Genomic DNA, 19,592 nt, shown 5'->3' with positions numbered 1-19,592 from the left:
GTGTGGTCGAGCGTGGATCGGCCGGTGCGTGTGCCGGCCGCCTGAAAGGGGCGAGCGGGGGCGACGATGCAGCGTGCCTGGCACGAACGGGACGCCGGCGCGCGCGAGGCGGCACCGGGCGGAAAGCGGATGCGATCGATGCGGAAACCGTGCGGCCGGCGCGAAGGTCATCCGCGCCCGTGCGACGGGCTCAGGCCGGCAGGCGGCGTGACCGCACCTCGCCGGCGCGACTTCGGCACGACGAAAACGGCGTCATGACGCCGACTCGCCACGCCGTTATTGGCGCGGGCACAGGTGTCGAAACGTGGGCAGTCCGAACGATCGGATCAGGTGGGGGAAGCGGATGGTGGCGCGCGGGCGCCTAGCGGGCCGTGCGCGGCGGCGGCGGCGGTGGGCGTGTCGTCGGCCGGCGCGGCGCAGCGCGCGGCGGCGACGCGCAGCCAGTGAGCCGGGGGTAGCAGCGCGCCGGCAAGGCCGATGGCCAGCGCCGCGCTGAACGGGCACAGATCGCCCGCGTGTTGCTGCTGATCGGCCTGGTGCGTCGAGCCGGCCAGCGCGTGGGCGAGATCTGCCGCGGCAGCCTGCACGGCGAAATCGCTGCTGCGCCCCGCCAGCAGGTTGGTCAGCGGGCCGTGTCCGCTACAGATCGCGAGGTCGATGCTGTCCGGACCGGATGTCGGGGCGAGCATCAGGCCGGGCGGGAGCAGCAGGCGGAACGCGACGACCAGCAGCAGCAACGCGGCGACCGCCGGGTTCGTCAGATGCCGCGCGAGCAGGTGACGGATTCGGATCATGGCGCGCGTATTGTAGAGCGATCGCAAACATTTCGATATGAAGTTGTCAACTGCTGTGGCGTCGATGCGAAGCGCGGTCCTGCGATCGCGCCGGAATACGCGCATTGATGGGTGCGTTTCTTTGGGGGCGCGCGACGGCCGCCGTTCTCGCCAGCCGCTCGACAAGCGAATTCCGACGCGGTATACAGCCGTCTGGCTGTATTTGAGGTGTCATGGGAAGCCGGTGAAATTCCGGCGCGGTCGCGCCACTGTGTCGTCCATCGTCGGGTCGTTTCGACGGTGCACGGAGCCAGACCTCACGGCATGCTTCCTTCCACAATGCGGGACGCGATCTTCCTGGAGTTTTTTCGACATGTTTTCCAAGCTTTTCCAGATTTTCAACGATTCCGGCTCGGGCGTGCGCGGCAAGCTGATCGGTATCTACGGCGTGCTGATCGCGATCAACGTGGGTGCCTGGGTCTGGGCGCTGGTCGAATTTCACGCCTATCCGGTGCTGCTGGGCACGGCCATGCTGGCCTACGGCTTCGGCCTGCGCCATGCCGTCGACGCCGATCACATCGCGGCGATCGACAATGTCACGCGCAAGCTGATGCAGGAAAAGAAGCGCCCGGTGGCCGTGGGCTTCTTCTTCTCGCTCGGACACTCCACCGTGGTGGTGCTCGCCTCGATCGCGGTGGCGATGGCGGCCACCGCGATCCAGAGCCGCTTCGACAACTTCAAGGAAATTGGCGGCGTGATCGGTACCTCGGTGTCGGCATTCTTCCTGCTGGCGCTGGCGGCGATGAACCTCGTGATCCTGCGCGGCATTTACCGGGCCTGGAAGCGTGTGCGCGGCGGCGGCGTCTATGTCGACGAAGATTTCGACATGCTGCTGGCCAACCGCGGCTTCCTCGCGCGCCTGTTCCGGCCGCTGTTCCGTCTCGTGACGCGCAGCTGGCACCTGTATCCGATCGGCTTCCTGTTCGGCCTCGGCTTCGATACCGCCACCGAGATCAGTCTGCTCGGCATCGCGGCCACGCAGGCGGCGAAGGGCCTGTCGCCCTGGGCGATCATGGTGTTTCCGGTGTTGTTCAGTGCCGGCATGTCGCTGATCGACACGCTCGACGGTCACCTGATGCTCGGTGCCTACGGCTGGGCCTACGAGCGCCCCTTGCGCAAGATCTACTACAACATGACGATTACACTGGTTTCGATCGTCGTCGCGCTCGTGATCGGCGGCATTGAGGCGCTGGGGCTGCTGGCAGACAAGCTCGGGCTGAAAGGGGTGTTCTGGGACGCGATCGGTACGCTCAGCGATAACTTCGGCCTTCTCGGCTACATCATCATCGGCATTTTCGTGCTGAGCTGGATCGCATCGTTCTTGATCTATCGCGTCAAGCGCATCGACGAGATCCCCGTGAACGGCTGAACAGAGCGAGGCGAGAAGGGGAAGGCGGTGGACGCGATCGTTCCGTGATGTCGCCTTCATCACCATCCGAACCTGCGGCCCGCCGTCGAGGCGAGCCCGCCTCGCTACCAGCGAAAGCGGCGCCAGCGGAACGCGTCGTCGAACGACTCGATGACAAGCCCGTCTACCGACACCGGCTTAACCGATCCGCACCATTGCAGGGGATTGGCGCCGTGACGGCTGCCCTGCGCGAGATGGTCACGCCAGTCGCTGTCGTTCACACGTGCGCGGCGGCACAGCACGTCCGCACGCAGCAATTTCCTCTCCTCGATACCGAATCGGATCAGTTTGCCGTGCTCAGCGCGCATCTGCTGCATACTCAGGCGGATGTGCTGCCCCGTTGCGGGATCGATGACAAGCCGCCCGACAGATTTCTCCCAGTATGAATTCAGCGAAAACCACACGATGGGCCGTGCCTCGGGCGACAGGCCGGGCGACATCGGCAAGATGAATTCGCTCAGGATGATCGACTCGAAATGGTGCATCGCGGTGTAGTGCCAGGCCATCGGCAGCAATGCCACGGCGGAGCTGGAGCGTTCGGCATGTGTGACAGCGGCGACACGGGCCGTTCGATTGGGCGTACTCATGAGGAACCTGGGATGTCCGAAGATCGGGGCAGACATGCGCGCGCGGAGGCCGGTCTGAATCGGCCGGCACCGCGCACGCGCGCGTTCAGGGCGCCGTGGCGTTCGCGGCCTTCACGGCGCACTGCGTGGTGATGTGCTCGCCGTCGCCGAACACGAGGCGCAGCGGGATCGAGGCCCCTACCTTCAATGGCTGCTTCGGGTGGTCGAGCATCACGTGATAGCCGCCGGGAGCAAAATGCAAGTTGCCGTGAGCCGGCACGCCGGCCTTCTCGATCATGACCATTTTCGAAGTGCTGCCGCTCTGCTCGGTTCGGTGCAGCATGGCCATGCCGAACGCGTCGCTAGCGACGCCGGTCAGGTCAACGGGGCTGTCGCCCATGTTCATGATGCTGAAATAGGCGCCCGACGGCAGATTGCCGGGCAGCGTGCGAATCCAGCAATCGGACACCATCAGTGCGCCGGGCGCGGCGAACGCGCTGGCCGAACAACCGACAAGGGTGGTCGCCAGCAGTCGGACGAGGGTCGTGGTCTTCATGGTCTTCTCCTTGGGTGGGGCGGCCGGTGCGCGGGCCGCGACGCGTGGCGCTTCCCAAGAGGGACGCGCCGGTCGGGACGCCGGCACCACCGAGCGCTACGCTCGACGCGGACGTGTGCGGACCCCTCGATCGGGGTCCAAGGGCGAGCGCATACCCATGCACGTCTAGCGACCCAGCGATGCCAGCAGGAACGTCAAGCGAGGGGCGGCGGGGCGCGGGGCCGGCCCAACGCGAACGCGGAGGGCGGCGTGAAGCCGAGGCAGAGGGCGGGGAGAAGCGCCAGCACCACGATGAGAACGAGTGTTGGCGGCAGTGGCGGCGCTGCAGGCAGAGCAAGGTGATCGGCGAGCAGATCGCAATATCCGCAGGCGGCCAGCGGATCGCCGTGGCGCGGATAAACGGTATCGGCCTGCACGGTCGACTCCCCGCAGAGCGCGGTGGCGGCGATGGCAACCGGATCGGAAGCGCGCTCGGCCGTGACGAGCTGGCTGGCAAGCGGTACGAGCACGATCAGCCACATGGTCAGTAGGCCAAGCCATGCTGTAACGCGAGTTCGGATGCGCGGAGTCATGCGAGCGTGCTTGTACGGAGCGCCGGTAGAATTGCCGCGCAGTGTAGCATTCGTCGCGGACACGAGCTAGCGCTGCTGCCGTCACTCCCGTTCGGCGGCGGCCACGTCGGAGACGCGGGCCCGACTCGGCGTGCAGCGCCGGGGCTAGCGGCAGTTGACGGGCACAAACAGCCAGTCATCAACGGCGATTAGCCGAAGGGCCATAGAGGGTCGTTCAGAGTCGTTCGCGGTGCGTCAGTACGGCCATCCGATGTCGGGTGCTCGACAGCAGCGCGCCGCGGCGATCGGCGCCGTCGCAGTCCGGTACGCTGGTGCCGCGCGCAGGCTCGCACCGGCAGCGCATGATCTAGACCAACGTGTTGCCGAGCACCTATCGCCCTGGTCGCGCTGCAGGCGAAATGCAGCTCGGATGCGAGATTATCGCTGCGGCTCGTCTCACCGGGAAACATGGCGCCGGCCGGAGACTTCTGACGTGTGACATACGGCGCAATCAAAAACCCTGCGGCAGCGGGATATTGCAAACTAGTTGCGCACACAACCAATTTGACATAAAGCGATTTAACGGCGCCGCAGGTGTGGAGTCGGGTTGGAAAGCGTCGAATTTCCTGGCGGCGCATTGCCGGACAGCGGGCCCTCGTGCCGATGCCACTCTATAGAAACCGGCGTCGGAAGCGCCACAATTCAGTGCGGCCCTAGGGCCATAGACCGGCCGATCAGATAGATGCACGAGCACACGATGAGCACAGCGATCGCCGCTCCGCAAAAAATCTTCCCCATTTCCCCGTCCTCTTATACGTGCGCAGACGAGCCTTCCTGACCATTTAGACGACGTGCGATAGGACCGTAGGCGGCCAGGATCTTGGTGACGCCGAGCTCGTCACCGACGGCGAGTGCGTCGCGCTCAGCAACCAGCGCGGCACGCGCGGCGATCGCCTGGGCGAGCATTGCCTGGCTCGGTTCAGCGCGGGACTCCTCCATGGCGATCAGTTCCACCTGGCGCGCGATAAGTTGGCCGATGGTCTGGCAGGCCACTTCGTATTCGACGGATACCATCTTCGTCCTCATTTGTTGTCGGATTGATTGGCGAGTAGATCGGGCTGGATCAGGAACCGAGCTGGTTCATCACCGAGCCAAGCCGGCTGTCGGCCTTTACCTGTCCATGTTTTTCCTGAGACTGGATCGCGATATAGCGGCGCTTTCGACACGCGAGCCGATCGGCGTTTTGCGACCTTCTCCTGCAGGTCCTGAACACTGATGTCGAGACTCTTCATGAGTTCCCGGATCTGAGCGATCGCTGCTTCACGTTCGGTCTCTCGCGCGACGGCGATACGTGCCTCCAACGCGTCCAGTTCAGCGAGGAGAGCCAAATAACCCTTTGTCGTTGATGTCATTTTTTCCTAAACACTCTTTTCGTACAGAAGGACTTCGAGCCAATGCATATTATCCGTTCGAGGCACCAAAAAGTAGAGGTCGCCGCGCAAATTCGGATAGTCGGAGAGGTGTCGTGATTTTCCGTTGAGCGCGGAAAAAGACATCATATCGATGAATTTGTCGCGGCCGAGAAAGCGCAAACTGTGGCGCCGAACATCTGGTCGGGCCGACACCGGAGATGAACTCGACCTGCCGGCGTTACTGCGGCTCGCCGGGGTCTGCTTGAGAAAGCTTCGCGGCAGGCACTGCCATCGTTCCGCAAGGCGGCCCAAGTCGCAACAGTGCTCTCACCGCGGGTTTAGGCGCCGCCGTAGTGCCACAGTGACGGACTGGCGAACCTTGGGATAGTCCTTCCACGGATCCTCGTAGCCGGCTGCGAGCCGCTTCAGTACATTGCCCACGGTCCACTGGCCGGCGCCCTTGATTTCGACCAGCTCGTGATGGTGGATCGCCGAAGCCGGCCTCGACGTCGAGGCGCCGATGAACCAGCAGTGGGCCGGGTTCGCCACTGCCCTACTCGGCTACCCGCGACACCTCTCCCAGCACTCGGGCGGCTTCGTCATCTCGCGCACGAAGCTCTCGCGCATGGTGCCGATCGAGAACGCGGCGATGGCCGATCGGACGATCATCCAGTGGGACAAAGATGATATCGAGGCGCTGGGTCTGCTGAAGATCGACGTCCTGGCCCTGGGCATGCTCAGCATGGTGCGGCGTGCACTCGAGATGATCTCGGAGAAGCGCGGCGAGGCCTTCGAGCTGCAGGACATCCCGGCCGAGGACGAGGCCACATACGAGATGCTGTGCAACGGCGACAGCATGGGGGTCTTCCAAGTCGAGTCGCGCGCGCAGATGTCGATGCTGCCTCGCCTGCAGCCGAGGTGCTTCTACGACCTGGTCATCGAAGTGGCCATCGTCCGGCCGGGCCCTGTGCAAGGCAGCATGGTCCACCCGTTCCTGCGCCGGCGCCAAGGTCTCGAGCCCGTGACCTTTCCTTCGCCGGACGTCGAGAAAGCGCTCAAGCGCACGCTCGGCGTACCGATCTTCCAGGAGCAAGTCATGCAGGTGGCCATGCTCGCGGCCGGCTTCTCCGCCGGCGAAGCAGACCAGCTGCGCCGCGCGATGGCGGCATGGAAGCGCAAGGGTGGACTGGAGCCCTACCACGAGCGCCTGGTCGACGGCATGTTGGCGCGCGGCTACGACCGGGACTTCGCCGAAGCGATCTTCGCTCAAATCAAAGGCTTCGGCGACTACGGCTTTCCGGAGAGCCACGCAGCCAGCTTCGCGCTGCTGGTCTACGCCAGCGCCTGGCTGCGCCGCCACGAGCCGGCTGTCTTCCTCGCCGCGCTGCTGAACAGCCAGCCGATGGGCTTCTACACCCCCTCGCAGCTGCTCCAGGACGCGCGACGCCGCGGTGTGGAGGTGCTGCCCGTTGACGTGACGATCAGCACATGGGATTCCGTGCTCGAGGGCGACACGACCGCGGCGCCCGTGCGCCTAGGCATGTCGCTGATCAGCGGCATGCGCGTGGACGCCGCCGAACGGATCCAACTGGCGCGCGCCGTGCGGCCCTTCGTCGACGTCGCCGATCTCGCCCGTCGCGCGGCGCTCGATCGGCACGATCTGACGGTGCTCGCGCATGCCGGCGCCCTACGCTCGCTGGCCAAGGGCAATCGGCGCAACGCCATCTGGACGGCCGCCGCGGCGGTGCCGGACAAGGACATTCTGCGCGGCACCGAGCGGGACGACGAGGCGCCGGCGCTGCCGCAGGCCTCCGAAGGCAGCGAGATCGTGACAGACTACCGCGCAATGGGCTTCACGCTCGGTCGGCACCCGATCGAGCTGCTGCGCGATCGGCTGCGGGCTGACCGGCTGCTGCCGGCGCGCGAGCTCGCGCAGCTGCGCAATGGGCAATTCGCGCGGGCATGCGGGATCGTGACGGTGCGCCAGCGCCCGGGCACGGCCAAGGGCGTGCTGTTCATCACGCTCGAAGACGAGACGGGGCAGACCAACGTGATCGTCTGGCCAGCGCTGCTTGAGAAGTACCGGCGGGAAGCACTTGGCGCGTCTCTGCTGGCCGTTTAGGGTGTGTGGCAGGCCGAGGGCGGTGTCTACCACCTGGTCGCCAAAGAACTGCGAGACCGCACCGAGCTGCTTGGCGGATTGACCGTCGAGTCACACGATTTCCATTGATGGCAGAAAGGGAGGGCGGAAGGATGGACAGGGAACAGCGGGACGAGGCGTCGCGGCGGTGGATCCAAGCGGCTGCGCAAACGCCGGAGGCACAAGCGCTCGTCGCGTTGGGCTGGCAGGTCGTGAGCCCCTACGGCTATTCGCACGCGTCAGGCTGGACAATCGAGCGCTGCAAGATCAACGGCGAATGGAGGACCCTGCTGTGGAAGGGACTGCACATTTTCGAACGCTTCCCGAGTCCTGAGGCCGCAGCGGTGCATCACGCCAGTCTCACATCGAGTCGCTCTTGATGCAGGCTGCGGGATACGCTCACTCTCAATTGAGGGCTTATCGTCTGGCACCGGCCGCGCGCAAGAAGCCCCCTTTCGCATTCTTTTCGGAGCGATGCTCGATGGCAATCCCAGCCTGATCCTCGCCACTCGAGGCGTCTTCACAGCATCGTGGCCTGCATGCCCCCCGACCCGACTACTTTCCCGCGTCGGCATGTCTGCACCTAATCCCGTCGAACTGCAGCGCTACGGCATACGCGGCCTGGTCTCGCTGCTAGCACGGACCTGGACTTGCAAGCCGGACTGGGGCCGCCAGACGCGAGCAATAAGCTTGCGCCTCATCCCCCATTCGCCGCAGCGAACCGGCCGCTGGAAGCGGCCATAGCGGCGCCAGTAACTCCATGCGAAAGGCCCAACCATCGGCGAGCCGCGGATCTTCCGCGTGTCGACGAAAAGATTCGTATCGAGAAGTGATCAACATCGAACATTAAGTACTCCTACGGCCGTTTTCCGTTGTTAGTTGAGACGTACCAACTGGCGTTGCGCGTCGGCCAGTTCCTTGCTGTATCGCTCGCGAGCCAGCGTGTTAGGTGCGGTCTCGACACGAGCCTCAAGCTGGCGCACTCGATTTCGCGGTTCGGTACGCTGCTTGTTCGCGGCACGTTTCTCTTTCGACATGAATTTTCCTATGCGTTCGGACGCAGTGCTCGGGCCGCCTCTCGAATCCGGCGGGCGGCATCGCGCGACGTGTCGGATACCTCCGTCCAATCGTGATGCCACCACGCGATCACGGCGGCAGCGTCGGCCAACGAGCGCGCAGCGATCACGTCGCGAACTTCGTCAGCAACCTCATTCCACCATGCCGAACCTTCACCATCACTTGCGCACGGGTCAATCGCCTTGCGGTAGACCGCCTTAGCAGTGTCAAGGGTGATTTGCATCGCGTTTTCCGTTTTATTCGTCAGGCGTCCAACATCGCGGTGTTGATCAGGGCGACCAGGCGAGCGCGGTCAGCGCCGTAGCTTGCTGGGGCATCGCAAAGCTTGTCCGTGGTTTCGATCCATTCGTGGAGCACGCCGGAGGCGACGCTCTTCTGGACTCGCCGGCTTACTTGATCTGGGGAGGCACGACCGACACTGACGATGTCGCGGATTTGGCTCTCCGCGTCCGCTGTCCGACTTTGATACGACTGTGATTGCTGCATATTCATATTCGTTATCCCTAGGGCCTCACTCGAAGCGCACATGCAACTCATACCCACGTCCATTAGCCCAATTCGTTCGGCTCGTGGAATTCTTAACGATCCCGCTCACCGCGCTCACGTCGTGCCGGCGAACTTTCCGTGGGTTAGCGGTACAGAGCACCGTCCAGCGCTTCAAGCGCCTCGGCGAGGTCGCGCCACTCGGTCCAGTCGCTGTCCACGCCGAATTTGCCATGCACTCGCCGCGCACATGAGACCACGGACAGGATTTCTTGCTCAGGACATTGGTTCACCGCATTGCGCAGCGCGAGCACGGCCATGTCGTGGCGCTCTGCCACGCCATCGTCGTCAATATCGGACAGGACTTTCTTGGCCGCGATGGACATCATGGCCAGCCGTGCTTCAAGCTGCGCGATCCTCTGCTCTTGGGTCATGTCTCTATCCTTGAGGCCGGCCAGGCCGGCGTTTTCCTTGGCGCCAGCGTTTTCCGATCAGTTGTCACCCGGATGCTTCGCGCGCGCCGCGACTTGCCCCTCGATATCCCTCAGCTTCTGGCAACGACCTTCTTTATAAACGTAGCAGCCGTTGTCGATTTGATTGCAACTAAGAGGCGGAAACGTCAACACCACCTGCACGCCCACTTGCCAACAGTGATCTTCCAAGATTCTTTGTTTCATCGTATTCTCACATGGTTACGTGAAGTCGAAAAAATCAGCCAGCACGAGCCCATTTGGATATTCGTGGCGCGGATGCTCGCCGTCGATCTTGATCAGCTCCACGCCCAGCTTACGCAGTCCCCGAATCGTTTCTTGTGACAGGGACGGCCCAGGCTCTCCATCTTGCCGTGGATCGATCACGACAATGCGCATGCGTTCTGGCATCAGCCGACCCAGTGCGGCCGAGCATGCATCCAACAGATCGGGCATCGCGTGGGCTGCAAACGGTTGCAGCGCACAGGCAAGGTTGAATCGGCGGAACCCGAGCCTCGCTGCGCGTCTCTGCGCAGCTTCGATCGTTCTCACGAACTGGTCGATGTTTTGCTTCGTCTCGTGAGGCGACGTCAGTCGTATAAATAAGCAGCGTTCCCGGGACAACCCAACCAGTCGAATACGACTCTCGGTTGGTACCACGCCTTTGGTACCGAACCGCGGATCGACAAATAGGCTCCGGAGAGTCGTACTTTTGCCAGCGTCCGGTTCGCCAACGACAAGCATGGCTCGCTCGATTCTCGGAAGGTTCTTCGACTTATCCGACATCTCATTTTCCTTGGTATCAGGAGGCCATTGCGTCAGCGATGCCTCGCGCCCACTTCGCGGCGTAGTCAGTGTGGCCCACAGCTAGGCGCTCGGCGCGCTCAACGTCAACGAGCGAAGGGGGGCGCAGGCCGAGGAGACTAGCTTGCGCGATAGCCTCCTGTAGCACGGCTTGTCGCTCAGCCTGCAGCCATTCTTCCGGCATGCGTTCGTTTCGCTTCGATGCTTCCCGAACAAGCGCGTCGTGAATACTGCGAGCTGGCTCATGGGTCGGCCTGAAGTAACTCATCGTGTTTTCCGATTAGAGCGCGATTACCAGGTCGGAGTACCGACCCACGGTGTCATCGTCGGTTAGCAGCCGCAAAGGCTCAGTAATTGCCTGTGCAACTAGCATCCGGTCAAACGGATCGCGGTGAATATCGGGCAAATTGCGAACCGCCTCGGCGTGCGCCGCCGTCACGGGCAATTCGCGAAAGCCCGCGTCTTTCATACGGGCTACTAGCTCGCTCACGTCTGCGTCCAGCTTCCCGATTCCAGACTTGATTGCGATTTCCCAAATGCTCGCGGCGCTGACGAAAACGGCCTCTGCGCTCAACATGATGGCCTCGGCCGTCTTCGTGAGTTGTTTGTCGCCGCTCATGGCCCAAAGGAAAATGTGCGTATCGATCAACAGGCGCATCACCGACCCTCAAACGTCGCCAAAACATCGTCGGGCAAAGGCGCGTTGAAATCGTCAGCGATCTTGATCTTGCCCTTCATCAGACCGAAGCGAAGTTTTGGCTTCGTCTCGACCGATACAAGGCGCACCACCGGGGTTCCAGCCTTCGCGATAACAACTTCTTCGCCACTGACAGCGGCCTCAATGAGGCGCGAAAGCTGCGACTTTGCCTCATGAATATTTACGGTTTGCATAGCACCTCCATCAATTCGAGCTTAGTTTAGCCTAGCTAATTCAAAAATGCAATCAACGCATACCTGACATGCGGTCGTCATAGAAGGTCGCAGAACATCTGTCTGAGCTTTCTATCGGACACGGCTAGATAGGGCAAAACGTGGTCCAGCTCCGCATGGCCTAGTAGCTGCTGCACCGTCTCAATATCGTGCCCTTGCTCCACAAGGTTACTGGCGAACGAGCGGCGGCCCGAGTGGGACGATCCACTGCGTATCCCAGCGTCCCTGTAGAGCTTGGTGACGTGGGACTGCAGGCTGTCGCACGCAGAGTAATCAACCTGCTCCCCGGCCTCATTGATGCGCCGCTTGGTGTTCATCGCAAACTTGCGGCCCTTGCCCGCAAGGACCAGGCACGTTGACGGCGAGAGTCCGCGATAGCGCTCGGCTGTTAGCTCGGTCCCCATGCCGCGCGCAATGCGATGGCTCAGATAACACTCCAGAGCCGAAACCGTTTTCGGATGCGTGACATAGACGCATCGCTGCCGACAGCCCTTCGTAATTGCGGCCCGGAGACTGACCTCTGAACGGATAGCGCCCGAAGGGAACAGCACGTCTTGAACCTCGATTTGAGCGATTTCGCTGACGCGCATTCCGCACGTCATGCCTAGCAGGAGAACGAGACAATCGCGCTCAGGATGGCGCGATGTTGCCGCCGTGACGGCGAGAAGATGCCGGATTTGGGCCGGTCGAAGTGTTGCAGCTTGGGCCATGCGTCCCTCTGAATGGAATCGGTTGATGACGTATTCAGAGAGAGATTTGACGAGGGTCTTTTTCAAGCCTATCACGGCTTGCCGCCTCGATTCCTCGGAAAAGCCTGCAAGCGGCGCTGACGAGCCCAACTGATCGGTTCGCCGGGAAGCTGGCTGTCAGGCGTTCACCACCGCCAGCGCTCACCGTCGACCTCGGCCCAGGCCCGGCTGTCCGAGGTACAGCGGTGCTGCTCGGCGATCAGCGCGATCGCCACCATCAAGTCGTCCACCTGGCGATCGAACTCGTCTTCGGACTCAAACGGCACCTGCAGGACCGTGACGTCGCCCTGCCGTGCCGAGGGCGAGAAGCCGGCCAACACTTCGCGCGCAATGCGATCGAGCACGCGGGCCCGGCCGCGGCCGCCGTCCCGTTTCGGGGCCACGCGCAACGTCACGTGTACCGCGACGCACCGCGCGCGGCCGGCCCGGCGCGCGCCGCGATCGTCGTCTGCGACATCCGCTTCATCCGTCGCAGCGGCCGCGGCTGGACCGGGCCAGCCGGCCGATCTGCTACCGCTATCGCGTCATGTGGCGGCGCCTGCCCACTCTCAACAATTCAAAAAACGAGAAGCATTTATTCTAAACTTTCAAATTTTCAAAAGTATCGCTTGCGGATAGTCTTGAGCCTGACGATGGCACCCCGATCGGACAAAGACAGCAATGCCTTGCTTGAACATCGATGCTTGAACATCGATGTCGCGAAACGAGAGGCCGCCGCCGGCCGACATGGCCGTCTTCGCCGCAGTCCGCATGAGCATCACGGCGGCAGGCATGTCGCCGCCGATCAACTGATAAGCCGACGATCCTCGATCAATCGACGCAATACATCGGGGTTCCATTGACCCAACGCGGCGCTGAATCACCGCACCAAAGCACCGCATGAAGGCGCCGAAACAAACATCCGCATCCAAAGGAAATTCAAATGCCACTGATTCGCATCTCCCTGCTCAAAGGCAAGACCCCCGCCCAACTGCGCACGATGGCCGATGCAGTCCATCAGGCGCTGGTCGATACCTACGGTGTACCGGCCAACGATCGATTCCAGATCATCGAGCAGCGTGAGCCGGGCGAGATCATCTACGACAAGGATTATCTCGGCATCGAGCGCACGGGCGACCTGGTCTTCATTCAGATTTTTGCCGGACGCTGGCGTGATACCGCGAAAAAGCAGGCGCTGTACGCGGCAATCGCGAGCCGGCTCTCGTCCGAGCTGAGCATGCGACCGCAGGACGTGCAGGTCGTCATTTTGTCGAACGACAAAGAAGACTGGTCTTTCGGCAATGGTCTAGCGTCCTATGTGGAAAACACCAAATCCGTCTGACGCTTCCCATCTGCCTTTCGAGGAAACTACTCATGATTATTTTCGTAACCGGCGCGACCGCGGGTTTCGGCGCCGCCATCACTCGACGCTTCGTGCAGGCCGACCATCGGGTCATCGCAGCCGGCCGCAGACGAGAAAGACTTGATGCCCTCGTCAATGAACTCGGGCAAGAACATGTCCATCCCGTCGTCCTCGACGTACGCGAGCGCGATGCGGTTCATCAGGCAATCGCTGGATTGCCCGACGATTTCGCGGCGATCGACGTGCTGGTGAACAACGCCGGCCTGGCAGTCGGTCTCGACCCCGTGCATGCTGCAGATTTGGACGGGTGGGAGACCATGGTCGATACGAACATCAAGGGTGTGATGTACGTCACACGATCCGTCTTACCGGGGATGGTCGAGCGCGGCCGTGGCCATGTCATCAACCTGGGCTCCACCGCCTCCAGGTATCCCTACCCGGGCGGCAATGCCTATGGCGCCACGAAGGCCTTCGTGCATCAGTTTTCACTGAATATGCGTGCCGACCTGACAGGAACCCCGGTACGCGTGACGGTAGTCGAGCCGGGGCTGGTTGGCGGATCGGAATTCTCGACGGTTCGATTCGGCGGCGACGCGGCGCGCGCGGCCAAGCTGTATGAGGGTACCGATGCGCTGACCCCCGAGGACGTGGCTGAAACCGTGTTCTGGGTAGCGACATTGCCTGGACGCGTCAACATCAACGTCATCGAAATGATGCCCGTGACGCAATCGTTCGGCGCACTACCGGTACACCGCGTCTCGAACGCCGGCTGATCGATGGTGCATGAATCTTACCCGCTCCTGCTTCGAAGGAATTAAGGAGTACGTCAGGAAATGAAATCGTGAATCCATTGCGACGCAAGCTGCTTGCCTGGACGTCGGGCTTGCCGGTGATGATGATGGGCGCGCCGGTACGAGCCGCTTCGTTCCAGGCGCAAGGCGCCCCCCGGGACAACCACATGGAGAGCAAGGATCCCATGGATCAAGTCATGAACATGCCTGGAATACGACAACGAACGCTTACCGGTATCAACGGACTTTCCATTCACGTTCGGGAGTCGGGATACGAGACACCCGGCCGTCCGGCCGTGCTGCTGTTGCACGGTTTTCCGGAAACCAGCTACAGCTGGCGGAAAGTGATGTTGCCGCTGGCCGATGCGGGTTACCACGTTATCGCCCCCGACCAGCGCGGTTACGGCCGTACCACGGGATGGGACGATCGCTACGATGGCGACGTTGCATCATTTCGCACTCACGCATACGCCTGCGATGCGCTCGAAGTGGTAATGGCGATGGGTCATCGCTCGGTTGCCGCCGTGGTGGGCCACGATTTCGGCGCGATGATCGCGGCATACTGCGCGCTCGTGCGTCCGGATGTATTTCGCTCGCTGGCCTTGATGAGCTTCCCGTTCGACGGGCCGCCTGTCGTTCCGTTCGACACGGCCGGTAAGCCAGGGCCGTCGGTGCAGCCGTCGCTCGACGAGCAACTCGCGGCGCTGCCCCGGCCGCGCATGGACAGCATGACCTATTTCGGTTTGCGAGCCACCAATGACGACATGCAGAACGCTGCCCAGGGGCTGAACGATTTCCTGCGCGCCTACTACCACGTGAAAAGCGCGGACTGGCCAGGCAACCGGCCTCACCCACTGCGATCGGGATCCGCCCAGGAACTCGCGACGCTGCCGACTTACTACATCATGGATCGCGGCGTCGGAATGGCGGAGACCGTCGGACCCTACATGCCGTCGGCGGCCGATGTCGCGGCGAACCAGTGGCTGAGCGACGGGGAGTTGGCCGTGTACGCCGACGCGTTTCGACAAACCGGCTTTCAGGGCGGTCTCAACTGGTTCCGCTGCCACACCGGAGCGGTCGGCAAATCGGAAATCGAATTGTTCTCCGGACGAACCATCGACGTTCCGTCCTGCTACATATCCGGCGTTGCGGACTGGGGCACCTATCGCAAAGCCGGCGCACTGGAACGGATGCGGTCCAGCACCTGCACGCGGATGCAAGGCGTGCATCTGATCGAGGGCGCCGGCCATTGGGTGCAGCAGGAGCAGCCGGAACGCTTCCATCGTCTGCTGCTCGAGTTCCTGCAACGGAATCGCCCGGTCTCCTCCGGCAAGGCTTGACGAGCGTGGTCTGAACTATACTGCGAGCACTGCGATTCCATTGCCCGCTTCATCTGGAGCCACCGAGACATGAGCAGCCGTACCAATCTGGACATGGACGTTCTGCGCACCTTCGTCATGGGTTTCGAGCTCGGCAGTTTTGCACGGGCGGCCGACCGACTCGGCCGCTCGCAATCGTCCGTGAGCACACAACTACGCAAGCTCGAAGAGCAGATCGGCCTTCCGATCGTGCAGAAATCAGGCAGGGGGCTGGCGTTGACCACGGCCGGCGAATCGCTGCTGAGCTACGCCAAGCGATTGCTCGAGCTCAATGACGAGGCGGTGGACACCATCCGAGGTTCCGATCTTGAAGGATGGGTGCGGCTCGGGTTGCCCCAAGACTTTGCCGATTCCATGTTGCCCGCGGTATTAGGGCGTTTCGCCAAGGCACATCCACGCGTCAGGGTCGAGGTGCAGGTAGACCGGAGCGTGGCCTTGATTGAAAAGACGATAAAAGGCGACCTGGACATGGCGCTGGCGTGGGGGGACAGCAGCACTTCGCCCAATGCCCAACGAATCGCCGAACTCCCGGTATCCTGGATCGGTCATCCCGACTGGCCCGGTAGGCAGAGCCTGGGCTCGGAGCCCTTGCCATTGATTGCATTCGAGCCCCCTTGCACATTCCGCACCGCCGGCGTCGACGCGCTCGACGCAGCCGGCATACCCTGGCGGTTGGTCTTCACGTCGCCGAGCCTTTCGGGCTTGTGGGCGGCGGCCGAAGCCAGGCTCGGCATCACCTTGAGAACGACCATCAGCTTGCCGAAAGCCCTGGTGGCGCTCGATCCGGTCGTCATGGGGCTGCCGCCCTTGCCTGCGTCCCCCCTGACGCTTCACTGCGCGGAAGCCGAGCCGAATGCGGCGGTGCAAAGGCTGACCGACATCGTGGTAGGCGCGATACAGGACGATATTCGGCACCCGCGCGCCGAATAGCTTGGTTCGATGGCCGCGCGGCGGCGGCCAAGCGATATGCGAAGCCTGGCGCCTGCCCGGCGCGACAGGCTGATGCGAGCCCGAGGCTCAATCGATTGACATCACCACCTTGCCGAAATGCGCTCCCGACGCCAGGTAGGCATAGGCTTCGGCGGCCGCCTCGAATGGAAACACCCGATCGATCACCGGTTCGATGCGCCCCTGACGCACGGCTTGCACCGCGCGCGCCAGATCGCTGGTGGAACCCGTCTGGCTGCCTAGAATATTCAGCGTTTTGACCATCACGGGCAGCACGGGCATGCTGACCTCCATCCCGCCGATGAAGCCCACCACGTAGACCGTGCCGCCGATCTTCGCCGCATTGATCGACCTTGCGAAGGTGGCGCCGCCCACCGTTTCGACCACCAGGTCCGCCCCCTGGCCATCCGTCGCTTCGAGCACGGCTTCGTCCCATGCGGGCCTCGTGGTGTAGTTGAGCAGCACGTCGGCGCCGAGTTGCTTGGCCCGCTCCAACTTTTCATTCGAAGACGACGAGAGAATCACCCGCGCGCCCGCCGCCTTGGCGAACTGCAATGCGAACAGGCTTACGCCGCCGGTACCGAGCAGTGCAACGGTGGACGCCGGGCCGGTATGGCTCTTGGCAATCGCGTTCCACGCGGTGGTGGCCGCGATCGGCAATGTGACCGCCTGCGTATAGGGCATGCCGTCCGGTATGCGAACCAGTGCGCCGGCCGGAACGACGGCATGCTCGGCGAGCGAACCCAGCATGGTGACGCCACGAATACGCCGTGTGCTGGCTTCGGTCGGCAAGCCCGCCGACCAGTCGACGATCGATCCCGATATCACGCGATCCCCGATCGCCCAGCCGCGAACGCGCTCGCCCATTTCGACGATCTCGCCAGCTCCGTCCGTGCCCGGTACGAATGGCGGCGTGGTATCGCCCAGCCGACCGCGCGCCACCATCAGGTCCAGGTAGTTCAGGCCGGCTGCATGCAGCCGGATCAGCACTTCGTCCGCCGCGGGACGCGGCACCGGCGCCTCGCCCAGGGACAGTTGCCAGGCTTCTCCGGATGACAGTTGAAAGGCACGCATGGCTGGGTTGCTCCGTTCTCGTTATCGAAGAGGTCCATGCTACGCCTCGTAAACTTCTATAATCGATCCGCAAAACACAACATCCTTGCATGGAGTGCATGAATGAACAGCGTGGAAGCGGACGAGATCGGTGCCTTGCTGGCCGTGCTCGAAACGGGAAGTTTTACGGCGGCGGGACGGCAGTTGGGTCGCGACAGTTCGGTCATCTCGCGACGCCTGAAGGCACTGGAGACGCGGCTCGGCACGCGTCTCGTCGAACGGTCGACGCGCCGTCTTTCCCCTACCGACGCCGGCATGCGCCTGCGGGAGCGGGTGCAGGAGGCGATGCAACTGATCCGCAGCGGCGAGGAAGAAGCGCGCCTGCTGAGCGCCTCGCCGATTGGATTGCTGCGCGTCAGCCTGCCGGCGGGTTTCGGCCGGCGCTGGATCGCGCCGAGGCTGCCCGAATTCCTCGCCCGTTATCCGGCGCTGGAAGTGGAAGCGGACTTCAGCGACCGCTTCGTCGATCTGATCGCGGAACGCTTCGACGCGGGCGTGCGCATCGGCAGGCTGGAAGACAATCGGCTTGTCGCGCGGCATGTGACAAGCATGCGCCGACTGCTATGTGCATCGCCAGCGTATCTCGAGGCGAATCCGCCCATCCGTCATCCGCGTGACCTGCTTCAGCACCCGTGCATCGGCTTCACGCCGATGGCGTCGCATCCGGTCTGGCATCTGTCTCGACAGGGAAAACGGCATGCGGTGCGCACGCGTTCCCGACTTGCCACCAACGATATCGATGCCATGACGCACGCGGCCCTGCAAGGCGCCGGCGTGGCTTACTGCGCGGACTGGATCGTCGCGAACGAACTGCGCGAGAAGCGCCTCGTCGAGGTACTGCCATCATGGGAAGTGGCGGGCGACGAGGCCATGTACGTGGTCCGGGCGTCGGCGCAGTACACGCCGGCGAAGGTACGTGCATTCATCGACTGGATGGCACAAGAATTCGAACATCCGTCGTGGACGACCGCAACCCACGAGTGCGGCTGAAACCATCCGCGACGCCCCCCGCATACTGGGCCGGCGCGGAAGGTCGAGCACAGCGGGACCGGGAATTTGCCTCTCCCGTTACCTCATCGCGTTGGAACGACTAGCGTGCCCGCCAACCACGTGTCATCGCTGCCCGGAGGATATACCCGGCAATTCGTGGATTTTCCTTGATGCGTCGGGTGCTGTAGCCATACCAGTCCCGGCCGTACGGCACATAGATACGCACGTTGAACCCTTGCGCAAGCAAAGCGTCGCGCAGCGGCTCGCACACGCCCAGGAGCATCTGGAACTCGAAGCGTGACTTGTCAATCCGCTCGCGCTGCATCCACTCGGTCAGCGTATCGATCAATCGTGCGTCGTGCGTCGCAATCCCCACGAACGAGCCAGCCCGTAAGGCGCTAGAAACGTGTCGAGCGAAGTGCACGTTTATCGCAGCCCGATCCCTCGATGCGCCATCGACCAGGTGCTCCGCCGCTTCCGCATAGATTCCCTTGCAGATGCGCATCCGGCTTGCGCGCGCCTGCAGCGCGACAATGTCATTGTCGGTTCGCCTCAGATACGCTTGCAGCGCGACGCCAACAGGGTATCCCTGCGCTTCGAGCCCGGAGAACGCGTCGAGCGTCTGCTGGGTGAATCGGGTGTCCTCCATGTCGATGCAGGCGCTGATTCCATGCGACGTCGCGGCTCGCAAGATCGACGAGACGCGCTTCATGCAGGCTTCCTCGTCCAGATGCAAGCCCAGCGCCGTTAGTTTTATCGACAGCTCGGTGGGCTCTTGTTGCGCCCCGAACGCCTGCACGAGTTCAAGATAATCACGCGTCATCGATTCAGCCTGCCGTGACGACGATGCAGTCTCACCCAACACGTCGACGGTTGTGCGAAAGCCCGAGTCATGGAGTGCCCGGATGCGAGTGCTCGCATCGGCGAGCGTCTCGCCGGCGATATAGCGGCGTGAAATCTTACGAATCAGCGAACGGGGAACGAACGGGATGGCGTGCGCCGCCATCGTATTGAGAATACGCATGCTGTGGTCTCACAAAAAACGCAGTC

General features: G+C 62.8%; 26 protein-coding genes, 1 pseudogene and 1 riboswitch. Of the genes and pseudogenes, 8 read left to right on the top strand and 19 right to left on the bottom strand.

The window, feature by feature from the left end:
- Positions 1 to 326 precede the first annotated feature (326 nt).
- Positions 327 to 794, bottom strand: coding sequence for a hypothetical protein (locus QZM72_RS22610; protein WP_301739273.1), 468 nt, complete (start codon positions 792 to 794; stop codon positions 327 to 329).
- A gap of 172 nt (positions 795 to 966) precedes the next feature.
- Positions 967 to 1,112: riboswitch (cobalamin riboswitch) on the top strand.
- A gap of 34 nt (positions 1,113 to 1,146) precedes the next feature.
- Between QZM72_RS22610 and QZM72_RS22605 the strand changes: the two genes are divergently transcribed.
- Positions 1,147 to 2,202: a HoxN/HupN/NixA family nickel/cobalt transporter gene (locus QZM72_RS22605; RefSeq protein ID WP_301739272.1), complete on the top strand. Its 1,056-nt coding sequence runs from the start codon at positions 1,147 to 1,149 to the stop codon at positions 2,200 to 2,202.
- A 104-nt stretch (positions 2,203 to 2,306) separates the two neighbouring features.
- On the opposite strand, the gene QZM72_RS22600 is transcribed toward QZM72_RS22605, so the two are convergent.
- The 5 genes from QZM72_RS22600 to QZM72_RS22580 all read right to left on the bottom strand — a co-directional run bounded on the left by QZM72_RS22600 (position 2,307) and on the right by QZM72_RS22580 (position 5,326).
- Positions 2,307 to 2,828: a hypothetical protein gene (locus QZM72_RS22600; RefSeq protein ID WP_301739271.1), complete on the bottom strand. Its 522-nt coding sequence runs from the start codon at positions 2,826 to 2,828 to the stop codon at positions 2,307 to 2,309.
- Positions 2,829 to 2,913: 85 nt separating this feature from the next.
- Entirely contained in the window at positions 2,914 to 3,363 is a 450-nt protein-coding gene (locus tag QZM72_RS22595) for a copper chaperone PCu(A)C (RefSeq protein WP_301739270.1), read from the bottom strand.
- 194 nt (positions 3,364 to 3,557) lie between these two features.
- A complete protein-coding gene (locus QZM72_RS22590) occupies positions 3,558 to 3,935 on the bottom strand; it encodes a DUF2946 domain-containing protein (protein WP_301739269.1) in 378 nt (125 codons plus the stop codon).
- Positions 3,936 to 4,724: 789 nt separating this feature from the next.
- The gene (locus QZM72_RS22585; RefSeq protein WP_103691641.1) at positions 4,725 to 4,988 is read right to left on the bottom strand and encodes a hypothetical protein; all 264 of its coding nucleotides are present in this window, start codon (positions 4,986 to 4,988) and stop codon (positions 4,725 to 4,727) included.
- 8 nt (positions 4,989 to 4,996) lie between these two features.
- The gene (locus QZM72_RS22580) at positions 4,997 to 5,326 is read right to left on the bottom strand and encodes an H-NS histone family protein (RefSeq protein ID WP_301739268.1); all 330 of its coding nucleotides are present in this window, start codon (positions 5,324 to 5,326) and stop codon (positions 4,997 to 4,999) included.
- A 490-nt stretch (positions 5,327 to 5,816) separates the two neighbouring features.
- Here QZM72_RS22580 and QZM72_RS22575 point away from each other — a divergent pair.
- Together QZM72_RS22575 and QZM72_RS22570 are read left to right on the top strand one after the other, a co-directional pair.
- Positions 5,817 to 7,556, top strand: a pseudogene (locus QZM72_RS22575) (OB-fold nucleic acid binding domain-containing protein); the annotation flags it as partial.
- A gap of 23 nt (positions 7,557 to 7,579) precedes the next feature.
- Positions 7,580 to 7,846 carry a hypothetical protein gene (locus QZM72_RS22570; RefSeq protein ID WP_301739267.1) on the top strand — a complete coding sequence of 89 codons (267 nt, stop codon included), beginning with the start codon at positions 7,580 to 7,582 and terminating at the stop codon, positions 7,844 to 7,846.
- Between the two features lie 495 nt (positions 7,847 to 8,341).
- Here the strand turns inward: QZM72_RS22570 and QZM72_RS22565 are convergent, their stop codons facing one another.
- From QZM72_RS22565 to QZM72_RS22515, 11 genes are all read right to left on the bottom strand, one after another.
- Positions 8,342 to 8,503 carry a hypothetical protein gene (locus QZM72_RS22565; RefSeq protein ID WP_301739266.1) on the bottom strand — a complete coding sequence of 54 codons (162 nt, stop codon included), beginning with the start codon at positions 8,501 to 8,503 and terminating at the stop codon, positions 8,342 to 8,344.
- An 8-nt stretch (positions 8,504 to 8,511) separates the two neighbouring features.
- Positions 8,512 to 8,766, bottom strand: a complete 255-nt coding sequence (locus QZM72_RS22560) for a hypothetical protein (protein WP_301739265.1) — start codon at positions 8,764 to 8,766, stop codon at positions 8,512 to 8,514.
- A gap of 20 nt (positions 8,767 to 8,786) precedes the next feature.
- Positions 8,787 to 9,035, bottom strand: a complete 249-nt coding sequence (locus QZM72_RS22555) for a hypothetical protein (protein WP_301739264.1) — start codon at positions 9,033 to 9,035, stop codon at positions 8,787 to 8,789.
- A gap of 137 nt (positions 9,036 to 9,172) precedes the next feature.
- Entirely contained in the window at positions 9,173 to 9,460 is a 288-nt protein-coding gene (locus QZM72_RS22550; RefSeq protein WP_124077003.1) for a hypothetical protein, read from the bottom strand.
- A gap of 57 nt (positions 9,461 to 9,517) precedes the next feature.
- Positions 9,518 to 9,703 (bottom strand): hypothetical protein, encoded by a 186-nt coding sequence (locus QZM72_RS22545; RefSeq protein ID WP_301739263.1) that lies wholly within the window; start codon positions 9,701 to 9,703, stop codon positions 9,518 to 9,520.
- Between the two features lie 15 nt (positions 9,704 to 9,718).
- The gene (locus QZM72_RS22540; protein ID WP_301739262.1) at positions 9,719 to 10,282 is read right to left on the bottom strand and encodes a hypothetical protein; all 564 of its coding nucleotides are present in this window, start codon (positions 10,280 to 10,282) and stop codon (positions 9,719 to 9,721) included.
- Positions 10,283 to 10,580: 298 nt separating this feature from the next.
- Positions 10,581 to 10,958, bottom strand: coding sequence for a type II toxin-antitoxin system VapC family toxin (locus QZM72_RS22535; protein WP_160292598.1), 378 nt, complete (start codon positions 10,956 to 10,958; stop codon positions 10,581 to 10,583).
- Positions 10,958 to 11,191 (bottom strand): type II toxin-antitoxin system Phd/YefM family antitoxin, encoded by a 234-nt coding sequence (locus tag QZM72_RS22530; protein ID WP_160292597.1) that lies wholly within the window; start codon positions 11,189 to 11,191, stop codon positions 10,958 to 10,960. Before QZM72_RS22530 ends, QZM72_RS22535 begins: the two co-directional genes overlap by 1 nt.
- A gap of 77 nt (positions 11,192 to 11,268) precedes the next feature.
- Positions 11,269 to 12,006 carry a site-specific integrase gene (locus tag QZM72_RS22525; RefSeq protein WP_301739261.1) on the bottom strand — a complete coding sequence of 246 codons (738 nt, stop codon included), beginning with the start codon at positions 12,004 to 12,006 and terminating at the stop codon, positions 11,269 to 11,271.
- Positions 12,007 to 12,104: 98 nt separating this feature from the next.
- On the bottom strand, positions 12,105 to 12,374 hold the full coding sequence (locus QZM72_RS22520; RefSeq protein WP_301739260.1) for a hypothetical protein: 270 nt from the start codon (positions 12,372 to 12,374) through the stop codon (positions 12,105 to 12,107).
- A 192-nt stretch (positions 12,375 to 12,566) separates the two neighbouring features.
- Positions 12,567 to 12,908, bottom strand: coding sequence for a hypothetical protein (locus tag QZM72_RS22515; RefSeq protein WP_301739259.1), 342 nt, complete (start codon positions 12,906 to 12,908; stop codon positions 12,567 to 12,569).
- Here QZM72_RS22515 and QZM72_RS22510 point away from each other — a divergent pair.
- The 4 genes from QZM72_RS22510 (at position 12,902) to QZM72_RS22495 (ending at position 16,421) form a co-directional block, all read left to right on the top strand.
- Entirely contained in the window at positions 12,902 to 13,300 is a 399-nt protein-coding gene (locus tag QZM72_RS22510; protein WP_301739258.1) for a tautomerase family protein, read from the top strand. The two genes, QZM72_RS22515 and QZM72_RS22510, sit on opposite strands and share 7 nt — an antisense overlap.
- A gap of 32 nt (positions 13,301 to 13,332) precedes the next feature.
- A complete protein-coding gene (locus QZM72_RS22505; protein ID WP_301739257.1) occupies positions 13,333 to 14,094 on the top strand; it encodes an SDR family NAD(P)-dependent oxidoreductase in 762 nt (253 codons plus the stop codon).
- Positions 14,095 to 14,162: 68 nt separating this feature from the next.
- Positions 14,163 to 15,452, top strand: a complete 1,290-nt coding sequence (locus tag QZM72_RS22500) for an alpha/beta fold hydrolase (RefSeq protein ID WP_367620039.1) — start codon at positions 14,163 to 14,165, stop codon at positions 15,450 to 15,452.
- Positions 15,453 to 15,521: 69 nt separating this feature from the next.
- Positions 15,522 to 16,421 (top strand): LysR substrate-binding domain-containing protein, encoded by a 900-nt coding sequence (locus tag QZM72_RS22495; RefSeq protein WP_036040679.1) that lies wholly within the window; start codon positions 15,522 to 15,524, stop codon positions 16,419 to 16,421.
- 87 nt (positions 16,422 to 16,508) lie between these two features.
- Here QZM72_RS22495 and QZM72_RS22490 read toward each other — a convergent pair whose 3' ends face one another.
- Entirely contained in the window at positions 16,509 to 17,513 is a 1,005-nt protein-coding gene (locus QZM72_RS22490) for an NAD(P)-dependent alcohol dehydrogenase (protein ID WP_301739256.1), read from the bottom strand.
- Positions 17,514 to 17,615: 102 nt separating this feature from the next.
- Between QZM72_RS22490 and QZM72_RS22485 the strand changes: the two genes are divergently transcribed.
- Positions 17,616 to 18,542 carry a LysR family transcriptional regulator gene (locus tag QZM72_RS22485; RefSeq protein ID WP_301739255.1) on the top strand — a complete coding sequence of 309 codons (927 nt, stop codon included), beginning with the start codon at positions 17,616 to 17,618 and terminating at the stop codon, positions 18,540 to 18,542.
- Positions 18,543 to 18,642: 100 nt separating this feature from the next.
- Here the strand turns inward: QZM72_RS22485 and QZM72_RS22480 are convergent, their stop codons facing one another.
- Positions 18,643 to 19,566: a proline dehydrogenase family protein gene (locus QZM72_RS22480; RefSeq protein WP_301739254.1), complete on the bottom strand. Its 924-nt coding sequence runs from the start codon at positions 19,564 to 19,566 to the stop codon at positions 18,643 to 18,645.
- Positions 19,567 to 19,592 lie beyond the last annotated feature (26 nt).

It is taken from the genome of Burkholderia sp. AU45388, from assembly GCF_030481585.1.
Taxonomy (GTDB): Bacteria; Pseudomonadota; Gammaproteobacteria; order Burkholderiales; family Burkholderiaceae; genus Burkholderia; species Burkholderia sola.
The sequence above is the reverse complement of the archived record's forward strand: the minus strand, read 5'-3'. Positions and strand labels throughout refer to the sequence as shown.